We start from the raw sequence: 15844 nt of genomic DNA, 5'->3' as shown, positions 1-15844 counted from the left end.
CCACACACTCCGGGGGTCGTCGACCGACAAGATCCCTATAAGGTTAGCCTTGCCTTATTGATTTTGTTTCACGCATGTCTGGAGAAACCATGTCCGTCCGCCGCCGCGGTACCGCCGCAGCAGCCCTCGCCCTCGCCGCCGCCCTTTCCCTGACGGCGTGCGGTGGTTCCGACGACGGACCGGGCACGTCCGCCGAGGCCTCCGCCGGAGCGGGCGACAAGCAGGCGGTCGCCCAGGGCGGTGACGAGTTCGCCGACGCGGCCGAGAAGACCGCCGCCATGGGCACCGACGCGAAGCCCGGCGAGTGGCCCCGCACCATCGACCACGCCATGGGCACCACGGAGATCAAGGCCGAGCCGAAGCGTGTCGTGGTCCTTGACGTCGGCGAACTGGACAACGTTGTCTCGCTGGGTCTGAAGCCGGTCGGTCTCGCCCCCACCGAGGGCTCCCCCGAACTGCCCTCGTACCTCAAGAAGGACGCGGGCAGCCCGAAGAACATCGGCACTATCAACAACCTCAACATGGAGGCGATCGCGGCCCTCAAGCCCGATCTGATCCTGGGCAGCCAGCTGCGGGCCGCCGACAAGTACGACGAGCTGTCGCAGATCGCGCCGACCGTCTTCTCCCTGCGCCCCGGCTTCACCTGGAAGGAGAACTACCTCCTCAACGCCGCCGCCCTCGACAAGACCGCGGAGGCGAAGGAGAAGCTCGCGGCCTACGAGGAGAAGGCGCAGGCTCTGGGCGAGAAGCTCGGCGCCGACAAGCCGACCGTCTCGATGGTCCGTTACATGCCGGACGGCGTGATCCGCCTCTACGCGGGCGCCTCCTTCATCGGCACGATCCTGACGGACACCGGTATCCCCCGGCCCAAGAACCAGCAGATCAACGACCTCGCCACCGAGATCAGCGCCGAGAACATCGACCAGGCGGACGGCGGCTACATCTTCACCGGCGCCTACGGCGACCCCAAGGCCACCGACAAGTCCAAGGCCCAGGGCAACCCGCTGTGGAAGAACCTCGAGGCCGTCAAGGCCGGTCACGCCTACGACGTCCCGGACGAGACCTGGTACCTCGGCCTCGGCGTGACGGCCGCCAACGAGGTCCTCGGCGACCTCGAGGAGTACCTCACCAAGTAGGCCCCGCGCGCACGACCGGCGCGCGAAGGCCGCGACTTGCGGCCTCGCCGTCGACGGCCCGCCGCCGGCCGGCCCCCGGAAACCCCGGGGGCCGGCCGGCATACCCGTCTTCGCGGTCAGCTCGTGGCGCCGCCGACACCGGACCTGCGCGGGTCAGGAGCGCCGGTCACTGCTCAGGACTCCGGCGAGGACACGATGCTCCGGTACGTCATCGTCATGACGTCGGGCTTGACCGTGACAACGGCCTGGGGACGCGGGGGCCGCGAGGCGAGACGGAAGTTCGGCCAGCGCTGGAGGACGGTCGCCAGGATGATCTGCAGTTCGATCCAGGCGAAGCTCTCGCCGATGCACTTACGACGGCCGTCGCCGAAGGCGTAGAAGGAGCCGCGGGTGGCCTGGACGCGGTCGGGACCCCAGCGGTCGGGGTCGAACGTGCTCGGCTCGGGAAAGTACTCGGGGTCGTGCTGGTGCAGATACGGGCTCCAGACGACATCCGCGCCCCGCGGGATGCGGTGGCCGCCGAGGTCGATGTCGCAGATGGCGGTCCGCGTCACCATCCAGGCCGGCCCGTATTTGCGGACCGCTTCCCGCAACACCTGGCGGGCGTAAGGCAGGCGGTCGAGATCCTCCTGGCGCAGCGGCCGGTCACCGCACACGGCGGCGAGTTCGGCACGCAGCCGTCGTTCGATCTCGGGGTGCCGGGTGAGCTCGTAGAGCGTCCAGGCCAAAGTGGTCCCGGTGGTCTCGATGGCTCCGGTCAGCAGCGTGATGGCCTCATCCTGCAGTTGCCGGCGCGACAGCCCGGCTTCCGCGGTCAGCAGCGTGGTGAACAGGCCCGCCTCGTCCTGGGCCCCCGCGACGTGGGGGCATCCTGCGGGCCGGTCCGGGGCGTCGACGGTTCCGGACGCCCGATCCGGCTCCTGCCTGCCGCGGTGGTCGATGGCCTGGTCGATGAGGGCACGCAGCTGTGCCACGCGCTCGGCGTGCGCACGGTTGGCCGGCAGCGGCAGTCGGTTGATCCAGGAAGGCAGGATCGTCCGACGGATGGTCCCTTTCATGATCGCCGGCATGAGCGAGGTGAACTCGGCCCGCAGATGGGCCGGAAGGTCCGTGCCGAAAAGGGCGACGAGGAAAGCGGCGAGGGTGATGTCGTTCATGTCGGCGCACACGTCGCGGTGTTCACCTTCGCGCCACGAACCGACCATCGTGCGCACCTGGTCGATCATGGCGGACCCGCGGGTGGCGATGTGCGCCTTGTTGAACATCGGCTGCATCAGGCGGCGGTTGCGCAGGTGGGTGTCGCCGTCGGCGACGGTGGCCAGCCCGTCGCCGAAGAACACGCTCAGCGCGTCGATGATCTTGCCGCCCTTGGCGAAGCGCGCGGCATCGGTGACCAGGACCCGGCGGGTGAGCGCCGGATCGGTCACCACGTAGGCCGGGGTCGGCCCGATGCGGATGCGCACGACGTCGCCGTGCCGGCGCAGTGAGGTGATGAACGGCAGGGGGTCGCGGGCGAGTCGGTGCGCATGCCCGAGGAAGGGCAGGCTGCCGGGCGCGGCCGGTGTGGGGGTGGGTATGGCGTGAGAGGCAGTCACGATCTGGGCCTCCTCGTGTGCGTGGGGGTTGCGGCCGATGCCTGCCCAAGATCACGCCGCGGGATGCGGCGACATGACGATCACCGGGTCGTACCCGCCGGAGACCTCACCCGCTGCACGCACCGGCGAGGCCTCCGTACCCCTTTCCGGCAGCTGCCGGACAGCGTTGCGTAGCGCGGCAGCCCGGTTCGTCCGCAGCCGAGCCGACCACCGGGGTCGGGTCGCACGGCTGCGCAGCATCCCACCGCGAGGCGCCACGACGGGAAGGACACCGGGAGCGTAGGCGAGATGCGCAGATGCAAGGAATAATCCCCCTGTTCCATTGCATGAGCCAGACCAACGGATCATAGAGCTTGGCATGTGCGTTTGCATGGCAGGGGTGTCCGGGTACGGTTATTCGGGAGGTGGTGGCGCGTGAGCGAGACCCTTGAAGCCGCCCGCACGGCCGCCGGCGCAGCGGCGGAGGTCGTCCTCACCGGCGACCTGTTCCGTCCGACCCGGCTGACGGTGCCCGATCTACTGGCCTGGCCCCAGCACCGGGCCGACGTCAGCTTCGAGTGCGCCACCGACGGTGTGCAACATCACCGCTTCACGGGGCCGCTGCTGCACGATGTCCTCACGCACGCCGGTCCCGCTTTCGACCCCACTCGCCGCAAGGACCGTCTGCGCTTCCTCATCGCCGTGCACGGTGTGGACGGACACCTCACTGTGCTCTCCTGGGCGGAGATCGACCCGGACTTCGGCCGGGCGCCCGTCCTCCTGGCGGTCACCCTGGACGACGCTCCGCTCGACCGCGCGGGCCCGCAACTCGTCCTGCCCCAGGACCGCTGCGGCGCGCGCCACATCAGCGGCATCGACGCCATCCGCGTGGACGGCGGCTACTCCGCCTGGACCTGACGGCGACGAGAGGACCACGGTGAAGGACGGCCCGGCGGCGCAGGTCCTGGCACTGGAACACACCCCGCAGCGCGGCACGGACGCCGTCCGCAGCGCGCTGGAGGCGGCCGGTCTGGCGGTGCGGGCATGCCGCATGTGGGCGGGCGACCCGGTGCCGGACACACTGGACGGCGCGGCCGCCCTCGTGGTGCTGGGCGGGCCGGCGGACGCCCAGGAGGACCTTTCCGGCTCCGCCGGGGTACTGGCGCTGGTGCGGGCCGCGCTGGAGGCCGAGGTGCCGCTGCTCGCAGTGGGCCAAGTGGCGCGACTGCTGGCGGTGGCGGCGGGCGGGAAAACCCTCCGCGTCACCGGTCGGGGCATCGGCTGCGGCGGCGTGCGCCGTTCGACGGCTGCAGACCCGGTCTTCACCGGCTTCCCCGCACAGCCGGCCGTGCCCCGCCCCCACCGCGACACGATCGAACTGCCCGCGCGGGCCGTCCTGCTCGCGTCCTGCGACCGCGACCCGGCGCAGGCGTTCCGGATCGGCGGCTCGGCCTGGGGCGTACGGTGGTGCACCGTGGGCGGGGACGAGCGGGTCGACGCGTCGGAGTTCGTCGAGCCTGCCACCGCCGCGCCCGCGCGGCTCGCCGGACACTGTGCCGGAGTGTCGACGCGCTTCGCCGCTCTCGTCGCGGCCCGTGCCGTGCGCACGGCCACACGAACCTACTTCATCCCTCGGGCGGCCACCTGGGAGGACGCCGCCGACAACCCCGCCTACGCGGCGGCCGTCGCCCGGATGGGACTGCGCCCGGGCCTGCGCGCCCTGAACGTCGGCTGCGGCAGCGGCCGGGCCCTGCCGGCGCTGCGCGCCGAGGTCGGCGAGCGGGGCCTCGTCCTGGGCGTGGACGTCACCCCGGCGATGCTGACCGCCGGCGCGGCCCATGCGCGCCACGCACGCCTCCTTCTGGCCGACGCCGGCCGCCTGCCGCTGTCTGCCGGAGCGGTGGACGGCGTGTTCAGTGCGGGCCTGATCAACCACGTTCCCGACCCGGCGGCGGCGCTCGCGGAGTGGGCGAGGGTGACCGCACCGAGCGGTGTCCTGCTGCTCTTTCACCCGTCGGGCCGTGCCGAACGCGCCGCCCGGCACGGACGCCCCCTCGACCCCGACGATCCGCTGGCCGAGGAGAAACTGCGCCCCGCCCTGGAGGCCGCGGGCTGGCGCCTCGACTGCTACGAGGACGCCCGGCACCACTTCCTGGCACGCGCGGTCCGCGGCGGCGGATGATGCGGTCTCACCGGGCCTGTCGTAGGTCGGCGCACAGGAAGCGGCGACGCACACGGTCTCCGGACCCGACCTCGCCGGACTCGTGGCCAGGACCGCGCCGCAGCTCGGCACCGCACAACCCCAGCCGTCCCTCGTGCCACGGAGGTCGTGGATGCTGCTGCGTCAACTGGAGTACCTCGTCGCGCTCGCCAGGGAACGGCACTTCGCCCGCGCCGCAGCCGCCTGCTATGTGTCGCAACCGTCCCTGTCGGCGGCGATACGCCGGTTGGAGAGCGAGCTGAACGTGCCGATCGTGCGCAGGGGGCGACGGTACGAGGGGCTGACCCCCGAGGGCGAAGTGGTGCTGGCGTGGGCGCACCGCATGCTGGCCGAGCAGGACGCGCTGCGGCAGGAACTGTCGGCACTGCGCGGCGGCCTGACCGGGACGCTCCGGCTGGGTGTCGTCCCGACGGCACTGCCCGTGGCCTCCCTTCTGACCACACCGTTCTGCGACCGCCACCCGCATGCGGGAGTGGCCCTGGAGTCACTGTCGTCGTCGGACATCGGACACGGCCTCGCGGAGTTCGAACTGGACGCCGCGATGACCTACCTGGACGACGACACACTGCGCCAGGTCCGCCGCTTCCCGCTCTACGAGGAGCGGTACGTGCTCCTCACCCCGGTGGACGGACCACTGGGCACCTGCGAAACGGCCCGGTGGTCGCAGGCCGCCGCTCTGCCGCTGTGCCTGCTGTCGCCGCGGATGCGCAACCGGCGGATCATCGACGAGTGTTTCGCCGCCGACGAAGCCACCGCCACTCCCGCGATCGAGTCGGACAGCGTCGCGGGCCTCTACGCCCATCTGCCCGGCGGCCGCTGGTCCAGCGTGATCTCGCACGCCTGGCTGCACATGTTCGGGGTGCCCGAGGGGATGCGGGTGGTGCCGTTGGAGGGTCCGGCGCACGGCCCGAGGGTCGGACTGGTCGTCCTCAGGAGCGAACCCCAGTCCGTCGTGGCGGAGGCGCTGTTGAAGGTGGCCCGGGATGCGGGGCTGCGCGACGCCCTGGACGAACTGCTGCGGACCTATCTGCTGGGCTGATAGCCGCCGCCTATGCAGCGATAGCAAGGATTGCTTTGACCTGGGCGAACGCCCGCGAGGATCGTGAACTGCACCTTCCCGCAACGCCAGTTGAGGAGCCGTGACATGGCCAAGGTGCTTTGCGTTCTCTACGACGACCCCACCGACGGATACCCGACCGAGTACGCCCGCGACGACCTCCCCGCGGTCGACCGCTACCCCGGCGGCCAGACCACGCCCACCCCCGAGGCGATCGACTTCACCCCCGGCCGCCTGCTCGGCAGCGTCTCCGGCGAACTCGGCCTGCGCGGCTACCTGGAGAAGGCCGGACACACCCTCGTCGTCACCTCCGACAAGGAAGGCGCGAGCTCGACGTTCGACCGGGAGCTGGCCGACGCCGACGTCGTCATCTCGCAGCCGTTCTGGCCGGCGTATCTGACGGCGGAGCGCATCGCCGCCGCGAAGAACCTGAAACTGGCGGTCACCGCGGGCATCGGCTCCGACCACGTCGACCTGGACGCGGCGATCGCCCACGGCGTGACCGTCGCCGAAGTGACGTACTGCAACAGCATCAGCGTCGCCGAGCACGTGGTGATGATGACCCTGTCGCTCGTGCGCAACTACCTGCCCGCGCACCAGGTTGTCCTCGACGGCGGCTGGAACATCGCCGACTGCGTGGCCCGCTCGTACGACCTCGAGGGCATGCACGTCGGTACGGTCGCCGCCGGCCGCATCGGTATCGCCGTACTGCGCCGCCTCGCGCCGTTCGACGTGAAGCTGCATTACACCGACCGTCACCGGCTGCCGCGCGAGGTCGAGGAGGAACTGGGCCTGACCTTCCACGCGACCACCGCCGAGATGGTCCCGCACTGCGACGTCGTCACCATCAACGCGCCCCTGCACCCGGAGACCGAGGGCCTCTTCGGCGACGACCTGCTGGCGACGATGAAGCGGGGGGCCTACCTGATCAACACGGCGCGGGCGAGGATCGTCGACCGGGACGCCGTCGACCGTGCCCTGCGCGGCGGCCGGCTGGCCGGGTACGCGGGGGACGTCTGGTACCCGCAGCCTGCCCCGGCCGACCACCCCTGGCGCACCATGCCGCACCACGGTATGACACCCCACATCTCCGGCTCATCCCTGTCCGCCCAGGCCCGCTACGCGGCCGGCACCCGGGAGATCCTGGAGAACTGGTTCGGGGGCCGCCCGATCCGCGAGGAGTACCTCATCGTCGACGGCGGCGCCCTGGCCGGGACGGGCGCGCACTCCTACTCGGTGACGAAGTAGGGGCCCTGGGGCCGCCGCCCGCAACGCCCGGACGCGATCGAAGCGCACATCCATCGGCTTCGGCACGTCAACCGGGCGGCGGCTCCGAGCCGAACGCCGCGGGCCCACCCGGGTTCCGGTGTGTGCCTGCCCGGTTGCGCTACCGCCCCCCGTCGGCCTGTGTCCATGAGGGCGCCTTGACGGCCAGGAGGGCCATGTCGTCGTGGCCGTCACTCGGGTGCTGGTCGGCGAGTTCGTGGATCAGGTCCTCCAGCGGCAGATCCGCGTGCGTGCCGGCGAGTGCGGCCAGGCGGGCCATGGTCTGGTCGAGGGGATGGTCGGGGTGTTCGGTGACGCCGTCGGTGTAGAAGATCACGGTGCTTCCGGGAGGGACGGGGTGGGTGTGCTCGCGGCGGGGCACCTCGGCGTCGACTCCGAGCGGCAGATCGGGTTGCGCGGCCAGGTAGCGGGTGCCGCCGTCGGGGGTGAGGAGAAGAGGCGGGGGGTGACCGGCCGTGCTCCAGCGCAGCCGGAAGCGGGGCACGTGCGCGTCGACCGGGGGTACGGGCTCGAAGTAGGCGAGGCACACGGTCGTGACGGGATTCGCGGTGAGGTCCTCCACTGTGCTCTCCAGGGCGGAAAGCACATCCGCGGGACCGTCGGCGATGTTGTTGTGCAGGAGAGCGAGGAGCATGTTGCGCGTCTGAGCCATCGCGGCGGCGGCCTGCAGGTCATGCCCCACCACGTCACCGATGACCGCGGCGACGGCGCCACCGGGCAACCGTACGGCGTCGTACCAGTCTCCGCCGATGTGGCGGGGCCTCGTCGCGGGCCGGTAGACCGCAGCGGTCCGGAAGGGGTGCAGGTCCGTCAGCCGGGGCAGGAGCATCCGCTGGAACTGCTCGGCGTCCATCCGGGTCTGACGCATCAGCGAGGCGTCGTCGATGGCGAGGCCGGCGGCCTCGGCGAAGGACGCGATCATCGCCTCGTCGTGAGAGTCGAACGGACGCCCGTCATGCCGCTCGCACAGGTACAGGTTGCCGTAGACCCGCCCGCGAATACTGACCGCGGCGCCCACCATGCCGTGCATCGGCGGATGCCCGGGCGGGAACCCGACCGAGGCGGGATGCGCGGAGATGTCCTCGACCCTGACCGGCTCGGGGTGACTGATCAGGTAGCCGAGCAGTCCCCGCCCCGCCGGCAGCCCCACCCCTGCCAGGGCTCGGGTCTCGGCTTCGGAAAGACCCATCGGGATGAACTCGCGCAACCGTTCACCCGAGTCGTCCAGCACGCCCAGTGCTCCGTAGCGGGCACCGACCAGATCCATCGCCGTCCGCACGATGAGTTCCAGCACATCGGACAGATCCTGGTCCCGGCTGATGACCGCCTCGTACAGCTCGTGCAGCCGGTTCTGCCCCCGCGCCAACACCACCAGCTGCTCAGCGATCTGCGCCAGCTCCGTACCCAACCGCAGCTTGCGCTCCGACGGAACGCCCTCCGAGCCCTCCGTCACCGACGACCGGCCCCCGACCTCAGCAATGAACGAGACACCGCATCAGCCTCCCCCACACACCCCCCGCCTCCTTCCATTCACCCAACAGCGGCATGTCACCGGCCGACGGCCCGTCAGTGACCACAGCACGACCAAGAGCTTCCGGGCCCACGAGAGAAGGCAGGGCACCGGTGGTCCTGAGCACCGCGGGGACCTCGACCCGCACACCGCCGTCGCCGTATACGACCCGGGTCCGCTCCGCCGGCTTCACGTCGCGGCTCCGGCCGACATCTCCGAGCAGGACAGGCAGTGTTTCCGAATTCGGAAACACTACTTTGCACGCACAGATCTAACAGCCTTGCCATTGCAAGCAGCAGCCACAGAAGCAGTTCAGCGCATTGGAAAGTTGCAATGACCCTCAAGGCAACGCATTGATCGCAACACCGCTCGTTGCAATGAGACGCAAGGGAACGAACACCGTACCGGAGACGCCGAGGACCACGAACCAGCAGTCCGCGACGCCGGGCGCGAAGCCCCCACCGAAGGCCGCGCCCATCGCCGCCACCAAGTGGCTCCCGAGCGCATGCCCTGCCTCCGCCGACCTACGGACGCGGCGCCGAAGCCCCGCGCGAGAACGAGGACGAGGACGAGGCGACGTTCACTACTGCACTGATGCAACCAGACACACCGGCGCCCGCTTCATCGACGCCGTCTCCGAGAACATCACCCGCGCCACGGACCAGGGCGCGGACCCGCGAACTCCCGGCAGGGCACTGCCCGATCCCGCCGGTCCACTGCCCGGTCCCGCCGGTCCACTGCCCGGTCCGGGCGGGCCGCGGCGGTCAGGAGGAGTCGCGCACGACCAACTCGGTGGGCAGAACCACCTGGCGCCGCGGTGTCGTGGGATCGGCGATCTCGTCGAGGAGGATCCGGGCGATGGTCGAGCCGATCTCCTCGACCGGCTGGCTCACGCTCGTCATCGAGGGAAAGGCATAGCGAGCGACCGGTGAGTCGTCGAATCCGACGACGGCGACGTCCTCCGGCACGCGCCGTCCCTGCCGCCGTAGTTCGAGCATGGCTCCGGCAGCCATGACGTCCGATGCCGCGAAGACCGCGTCGAGGTGCGGGGCGCGTTCAAGCAACGAACGCATGGCGAGCATCCCGCCGTCCTCGGTGAAGTCGGCCGAGGCGATCAATCGCTCGTCGGGCGTCATGCCCGCCTCCTCCAGAGCCGTCTTCCACCCGCGCAGCCGACCGCGGGAGACGTCCATGTCGAGCGGCCCGGCGATGGTGGCGATCGACGTGCGGCCGCGCGAGATCAGGTGGCGTCCCGCCTCCCTGCCGCCGCCCAGGTTGTCCGAGACGGCATGGCTCAGGGACTCGGTGGGCGAGCGGCGGCCCGCCAGCACGGTGGGCAGACCCAGGTTCTCCAGGATGCCGGGCAGCGGGTCGTGCTCGTGCACCGAGACCAGGAGCACGCCGTCCACCCTACGCTCCGCGACACTGTCCGTGAGCTGGTCGCGTTCCCCCCGGTCACGGACCAGCATGAGCTGGAGCTGCGTCCTCGTCGCCCCCAGGACAGTGCTCACGCCCCTGATCACTCCGGCGAAGTAGGGCTCCGAGCCGAGCCTGCTCTCGGCCTCCGGGATGACCAGGGCGACGGAGTTGGTACGCCGCGTCACCAGGCCCCGGGCGACGGAGTTCGGTACGTAGTTCAGTTCCGCTATCGCCGCGAGCACGGCGGCCTTCGCCTCGTCGCTGACGAGGGTCGATCCGTTGATGACCCTTGAAACCGTGGTCCGCCCCACACCCGCCCGAGCTGCCACGGTTTTGATCGTCGGCCGCTGCTGTGCCCCCATGTCCCTCTCCTCGTCCGACCGGCGTTTTCCGCCGTTCGCCAGCGCATTGTGCCAGAATCCTGCGCCGGCCAGCCGGTGCGGGATGTTCGTCCGCGACACCTTCTGGCAACGAAATGGCTTCAAGTTCTTGACACAAGCCTTGTTGAAGCGCCAATCTTCCGGCGTCCGGTGGGAACGTTCCCACCGCGTATGGGTACGTTCCCACAATCTGCTCGGGCCGGTCGTCACGACGTCTGGCCCGTACTCGGTGCGTCGGCGCCGCCGCCTGAGAGGACAAAGACATGAAGATCACCCGGAATCTGCTGCGTACGAGAGGCACCGCCGTCATATCGGCCGTGGCAGCTCTCGGTCTCCTCTCCGCCTGCGGAGGCAGCGACTCCGGTGGGACCGGTGGAGGCGTCAAGGACGGCAAGACCACGATCACCATGGGACTGTTCGGTGTGATGGGCTTCAAGGAGACCGGGCTCCTTGAGGAGTACATGAAGCTCAACCCGAACGTGCGCATCGAGGCCGAGATCGCGGGCGACGAGCAGACGTACTACACGGCTCTGCAGACGCACCTCGCGGCCGGCAGCGGCCTGAAGGACATCCAGGGCATCGAGATCGGGCGCGCCAAGGAGCTCGTCGACACCCAGGCCGACAAGTTCGTCGACCTGTCCAAGGTGTCCGGCAACGACCACTTCCTGCCGTGGAAGCTGAGCCAGGTCACCGGCAAGGACGACAAGGTCATCGGTCTCGGCACGGACATCGGCCCGATGGCCGTGTGCTACCGCAAGGACATGTTCGAGAAGGCCGGCCTGCCCACCGACCGCGAGGAAGTCGCCAAGCTGTGGGACGGTGACTGGTCGAAGTTCGTCGAGGCCGGCAAGACCTTCAAGAAGGACTACAAGGGCGACAAGGTCGCCTTCATGGACAGCTCCAGCGGCCTGTTCAACGCCATGATCTACGGCAACTCGGAGCAGTTCTACGACAAGAACGGGGAGCTGATCTACAAGGACAGCCCCGTCATCAAGGAGGCCTGGAACCTGGCCTCCGAGGCCGCGACCTCGGGCCTGACCGCGAAGCTGCGTCAGTTCCAGCCCGGCTGGGACCCGGGACTGGCGAACAGCACCTTCGCCACCACCGTGTGCCCGGCCTGGATGCTCGCCCACATCAGCGAGAAGGCCGGCGACCAGAACAAGGGCAAGTGGGACGTCGCCAAGGCTCCCAAGGGCGCCAACTGGGGTGGCTCCTTCCTCGGCGTCATGGAGAAGAGCCCCGTCCAGGAAGAGGCCAAGAAGCTCGTCGCCTGGCTGACCGCGCCGGAGCAGCAGGCCCGCCTCTTCGAGAAGATCGGCAACTTCCCGTCCTCGCAGAAGGCGCTTGAGGCGCCCGAGGTGGCGAACGCGAAGTCCGAGTACTTCAGCGGTGCCCCGATCGGCCAGATCTTCGGTGCCGCCGCCCAGGAGATCCCGGACGAGCAGGTGCTGGGCCGCAAGGACGGAACGATCAAGGACATCTTCTCGCAGGGTCTGACCCTGATCGAGTCCCAGAACCAGAGCCCCGAGAAGGCCTGGGCCACCACGGACGAGCGCATCGAGAAGGCCGTCGGCTGACGTGCCCCGAGCTTCGGCGGCCGGCGCGCACCTGCGCGTGCGCGCCGGCCGCTGAGGCACACCCAGCCCGATCACCTTTCACGTAAGGACCCCTGGTGGCCACTCAGACCTCACCTGCGGCGGCCGGCGATCGGCCCACCAAAGAGCCGGCCGGCCCTGCCCGACCCGGCGGCGGGCGCCAGCAGACAACGAAGAACAACCGGTGGAGCACAGTCCTCCACCGCCTGGACGTGAAGGGGGCACCGTACGCCTTCATCGGCCCGTTCTTCGTCGTCTTCGCCGCATTCAGCCTTTACCCCCTCATCTACACGGCCTGGATCTCGCTGCACCGCGCCGAACTCGCCTCCATGGACCTCATGGAGTGGGTGGGGTTCGACAACTTCATCGAACTGGCGAAGGACGACCGCTTCTGGAACGCCCTGGGCAACACCTTCACCATCGGTGTGCTCTCCGCCGTTCCGCAGCTGCTCATGGCGCTCGGACTCGCGCACCTCCTCAACTACCGGTTGCGCGGATCGACGTTCTTCCGCGTGGCCGCCCTGACGCCGTACGCGACGTCGGTGGGTGCCGCGGCGCTCGTGTTCACGATGCTCTTCGAGCGCGACTTCGGCATGATCAACTGGATGCTGAGCCTGATCGGTGTCGACAACGTCGACTGGGAGGGCAACAAGTGGGCGGCGCAGTTCGCGATCTCCACGATCGTCATCTGGCGCTGGACCGGCTACAACGCCCTGCTGTACCTGGCGGCCATGCAGGCGATCCCGCTGGACCGCTACGAGGCCGCCGCGATCGACGGCGCCTCGCGCTGGCAGCAGTTCCTGAAGGTCACCATTCCCGGTATCCGGCCCACGATCGTCTTCACGATCGTGCTCTCCACGATCGGCTCCACGCAGCTCTTCGGCGAGCCCCTCATCTTCGGCCAGGGGCCGAACGGCATCACCGGTGGAGCGGACAACCAGTACCAGACCCTCGGACTGCTGCTCTACGAGGAGGGCTGGAAGAACTACCAGATGGGCCGTGCGGCCACGGTGGCGTGGGCGATGTTCCTGCTGCTCATCCTCATCTTCGCCGTTCAGCGCCTGCTCAAGCGGCTCGCGGCGCGCTCGTCCTGACCAGGAGATGCCCATCATGACCACCGACACCCTCCAAGCCCGCCAGGACGTGACACGGACCTCGCCCAGCAAGCGCCGCCTCCGGATACCCGGGCGGGTCGGCGCGGGGCGCCAGCACCACGCGGGTCCCGCCACCTACATCCTGCTCGCCGTCGCGGCAGTACTGTCGATCTTCCCGCTGTACTGGACGATGGTGGCGGCGTCCACTGACAACACGCGTGTGACGCAGACCCCGCCGCCCTTCCTGCCCGGTCCGCACCTGTTCGAGAACCTGGGCAAGGCCTGGCAGGACGCGGCGCTGGGCAAGGCCATGGTGAACAGCATGATCGTGGCGGGCACCATCGCCACGTCCACGGTCCTGTTCGCCACGCTCGCCGGTTTCGCCTTCGCCAAGCTGCGCTTCAAGGGCCGCAACATCGCTCTCACGCTGGTCATCGGAACGATGCTGGTGCCGCCGCAGCTCGCGGTCGTGCCGCTGTTCCTGCTGATGACCGACCTGGGCTGGGGCCAGAAGCTGCCCGCCGTCATCTTCCCGACACTGGTCAGCGCGGTAGGCGTCTTCTTCATGCGCCAGTATCTGGCCGACGCGCTACCCGACGAACTCATCGAAGCCGGCCGAGTGGACGGCGCGCACTCGCTGCGCATCTTCTGGAGCATCGTCCTGCCGGTCGCACGGCCCGCGATGGCGGTCCTGTTCATGATCACGTTCGTGCACGCCTGGAACGACTTCTTCTGGCCGTTCATCGTCCTGGACATGACCAACCCGACGGTCCCCGTCGCGCTCACCCAGCTCAGCGCAGGTTATGTCCGCGACCAGTCCCTGATCATGGCCGGTGCGCTGCTCGGCACCCTCCCCCTGCTCGCGATGTTCATCGTCTTCGGACGCCAGATCGTCGGCGGCATCATGCAGGGAGCGGTCAAGGGCTAGGGCGACCCCGCGTTCGCCGTGCCCCTTCTTCCTCTCCCCCTCCCCCACTTGTTGACTGCACTTCCGGAAGGACCCTCGTGGTAATCGCCGCTGGACATGACCTGTCCCCGTCCGAGGCACCCGCCGCACTCTCGTTCCCCCCGTCGTTCACCTGGGGCACCGCCACCGCCGCCTACCAGATCGAGGGCGCCGCCACCCTGGACGGCCGCACCCCCTCCATCTGGGACACCTACTCCCGCACCCCGGGCAAGGTGCGCAACGGTGACACCGGCGACACCGCCACCGACCACTACCACCGCTGGCGCGAGGACGTCGCCATCATGGCCGACCTCGGCGTGGGCGCGTACCGCTTCTCCATCGCCTGGCCCCGCGTCCAGCCGACGGGCCGCGGCCCGAGCGTGCAGAAGGGTCTGGACTTCTACCGCAAGCTCGCGGACGAGCTGCTGGAGAAGAACATCCAGCCCGTCGCCACGCTCTACCACTGGGACCTTCCGCAGGAGCTCGAGGACGCGGGCGGCTGGCCCGAGCGCGTCACCGCGGAGCGCTTCGCCGAGTACGCGGGCCTGGCTGCCGAGGCACTGGGCGACCGGGTGCGGACCTGGATCACGCTGAACGAGCCCTGGTGCAGCGCGTTCCTCGGCTACTCCTCCGGTGTCCACGCGCCGGGTCGCACCGACCCGGTGGCCGCGCTGCGGGCGGCTCACCACCTGAACCTCGGTCACGGCAAGGCCGTCCAGGCCCTCCGCGCGAACCTGCCGTCCGACGCGCAGGTCTCGGTCACGCTCAACATCCACCACGTGCGGCCGTTCACCGACGACGCGCAGGACGTCGACGCCGCCCGCCGGATCGACGCGCTGGCCAACCGTGTCTTCACCGGTCCGATGCTCCAGGGCGCCTACCCGGAGGACCTGCTGCGGGACACGGCGTCGCTGACGGACTGGTCCTTCGTCCAGGACGGTGACCTCAAGGAGATCCGCCAGCCGCTGGACTTCCTCGGCGTCAACTACTACACGCCGACGCTGGTCTCGGGCGGTGCGTCCGGGACGAGCCACGGCTCCGACGGCCACGGCAAGAGCGAGCACAGCCCCTGGCCGGCCGCCGACGACGTCACGTTCCACCTGCCTCCGGGCAGCACCACCGCGATGGGCTGGGCCGTCGACCCCACCGGCCTGTACGACCTGCTGGTGCGAGTCAAGGGCGACTTCCCGCAGATGCCCCTCATGATCACCGAGAACGGCGCCGCCTTCGACGACTACGTCGACCCCGAGGGCAACGTCAACGACCCCGACCGGATCGACTACCTGCAGGGCCACCTCGCGGCCGTGCACCGTGCGATCGAGGCCGGCGTCGACGTCCGTGGCTACTTCCTGTGGTCCCTGCTCGACAACTTCGAGTGGGGCTACGGATACAGCAAGCGCTTCGGTGCGGTCTACGTCGACTACCCCACCGGCAAGCGCATCCCCAAGGCCAGCGCCCGCTGGTACAGCGCTGTCGCCCGGACGGGCCTGCTGCCCGCGCCCAGCGCCGCGAAGGGCTGACGCGAAAGCCGATGGGCCGACGAAGGCGGTGTCACACCGCTCGTCGGCCCATCGGCTTTTCCCCTCCTCGGACCGCGCACACGCCGAGCACGGTCGGCTCACGCC

At 69.7% G+C, this 15844-nt stretch carries 13 protein-coding genes; 9 read left to right on the top strand and 4 right to left on the bottom strand.

The annotated features are described in order from the left end of the window. The first annotated feature begins 89 nt into the window (after positions 1 to 89). A complete protein-coding gene (locus DN051_RS36675) occupies positions 90 to 1136 on the top strand; it encodes an ABC transporter substrate-binding protein (protein ID WP_112441032.1) in 1047 nt (348 codons plus the stop codon). Between the two features lie 173 nt (positions 1137 to 1309). Here the strand turns inward: DN051_RS36675 and DN051_RS36670 are convergent, their stop codons facing one another. Further along, positions 1310 to 2731: a cytochrome P450 gene (locus DN051_RS36670; protein ID WP_246040721.1), complete on the bottom strand. Its 1422-nt coding sequence runs from the start codon at positions 2729 to 2731 to the stop codon at positions 1310 to 1312. A 414-nt stretch (positions 2732 to 3145) separates the two neighbouring features. Here DN051_RS36670 and DN051_RS36665 point away from each other — a divergent pair, with 414 nt between their 5' ends. The 4 genes from DN051_RS36665 to DN051_RS36650 all read left to right on the top strand — a co-directional run bounded on the left by DN051_RS36665 (position 3146) and on the right by DN051_RS36650 (position 7236). Next, complete coding sequence (locus tag DN051_RS36665; protein ID WP_112441030.1) at positions 3146 to 3628, top strand: molybdopterin-dependent oxidoreductase; 483 nt, start codon at positions 3146 to 3148, stop codon at positions 3626 to 3628. A 19-nt stretch (positions 3629 to 3647) separates the two neighbouring features. Continuing rightward, a complete protein-coding gene (locus tag DN051_RS36660) occupies positions 3648 to 4892 on the top strand; it encodes a methyltransferase domain-containing protein (protein ID WP_246040720.1) in 1245 nt (414 codons plus the stop codon). A 151-nt stretch (positions 4893 to 5043) separates the two neighbouring features. Beyond that, complete coding sequence (locus tag DN051_RS36655) at positions 5044 to 5970, top strand: LysR family transcriptional regulator (protein WP_112441028.1); 927 nt, start codon at positions 5044 to 5046, stop codon at positions 5968 to 5970. 105 nt (positions 5971 to 6075) lie between these two features. Beyond that, positions 6076 to 7236 (top strand): NAD-dependent formate dehydrogenase, encoded by a 1161-nt coding sequence (locus DN051_RS36650; protein WP_112441026.1) that lies wholly within the window; start codon positions 6076 to 6078, stop codon positions 7234 to 7236. A gap of 139 nt (positions 7237 to 7375) precedes the next feature. On the opposite strand, the gene DN051_RS36645 is transcribed toward DN051_RS36650, so the two are convergent. The 3 genes from DN051_RS36645 to DN051_RS36640 form a co-directional block, all read right to left on the bottom strand. Then, entirely contained in the window at positions 7376 to 8728 is a 1353-nt protein-coding gene (locus DN051_RS36645) for a PP2C family protein-serine/threonine phosphatase (protein ID WP_246040719.1), read from the bottom strand. A 397-nt stretch (positions 8729 to 9125) separates the two neighbouring features. Then, the gene (locus tag DN051_RS45265; protein ID WP_162625045.1) at positions 9126 to 9272 is read right to left on the bottom strand and encodes a hypothetical protein; all 147 of its coding nucleotides are present in this window, start codon (positions 9270 to 9272) and stop codon (positions 9126 to 9128) included. 277 nt (positions 9273 to 9549) lie between these two features. Continuing rightward, a complete protein-coding gene (locus tag DN051_RS36640) occupies positions 9550 to 10566 on the bottom strand; it encodes a LacI family DNA-binding transcriptional regulator (protein WP_053755930.1) in 1017 nt (338 codons plus the stop codon). A 281-nt stretch (positions 10567 to 10847) separates the two neighbouring features. On the opposite strand from DN051_RS36640, the gene DN051_RS36635 reads away from it, so the two are divergent. From DN051_RS36635 to DN051_RS36620, 4 genes are all read left to right on the top strand, one after another. Continuing rightward, positions 10848 to 12161 (top strand): ABC transporter substrate-binding protein, encoded by a 1314-nt coding sequence (locus tag DN051_RS36635; RefSeq protein WP_112441024.1) that lies wholly within the window; start codon positions 10848 to 10850, stop codon positions 12159 to 12161. 95 nt (positions 12162 to 12256) lie between these two features. After that, positions 12257 to 13273: a carbohydrate ABC transporter permease gene (locus DN051_RS36630; RefSeq protein WP_053755932.1), complete on the top strand. Its 1017-nt coding sequence runs from the start codon at positions 12257 to 12259 to the stop codon at positions 13271 to 13273. Between the two features lie 16 nt (positions 13274 to 13289). After that, complete coding sequence (locus tag DN051_RS36625) at positions 13290 to 14201, top strand: carbohydrate ABC transporter permease (protein ID WP_112441022.1); 912 nt, start codon at positions 13290 to 13292, stop codon at positions 14199 to 14201. Between the two features lie 83 nt (positions 14202 to 14284). Next, a complete protein-coding gene (locus DN051_RS36620; protein WP_112442699.1) occupies positions 14285 to 15739 on the top strand; it encodes a GH1 family beta-glucosidase in 1455 nt (484 codons plus the stop codon). Positions 15740 to 15844 lie beyond the last annotated feature (105 nt).

This window comes from Streptomyces cadmiisoli (genome assembly GCF_003261055.1).
In the GTDB taxonomy this organism is placed as follows: Bacteria; Actinomycetota; Actinomycetes; order Streptomycetales; family Streptomycetaceae; genus Streptomyces; species Streptomyces cadmiisoli.
This window is presented reverse-complemented; position numbering and strand designations above follow the sequence as displayed.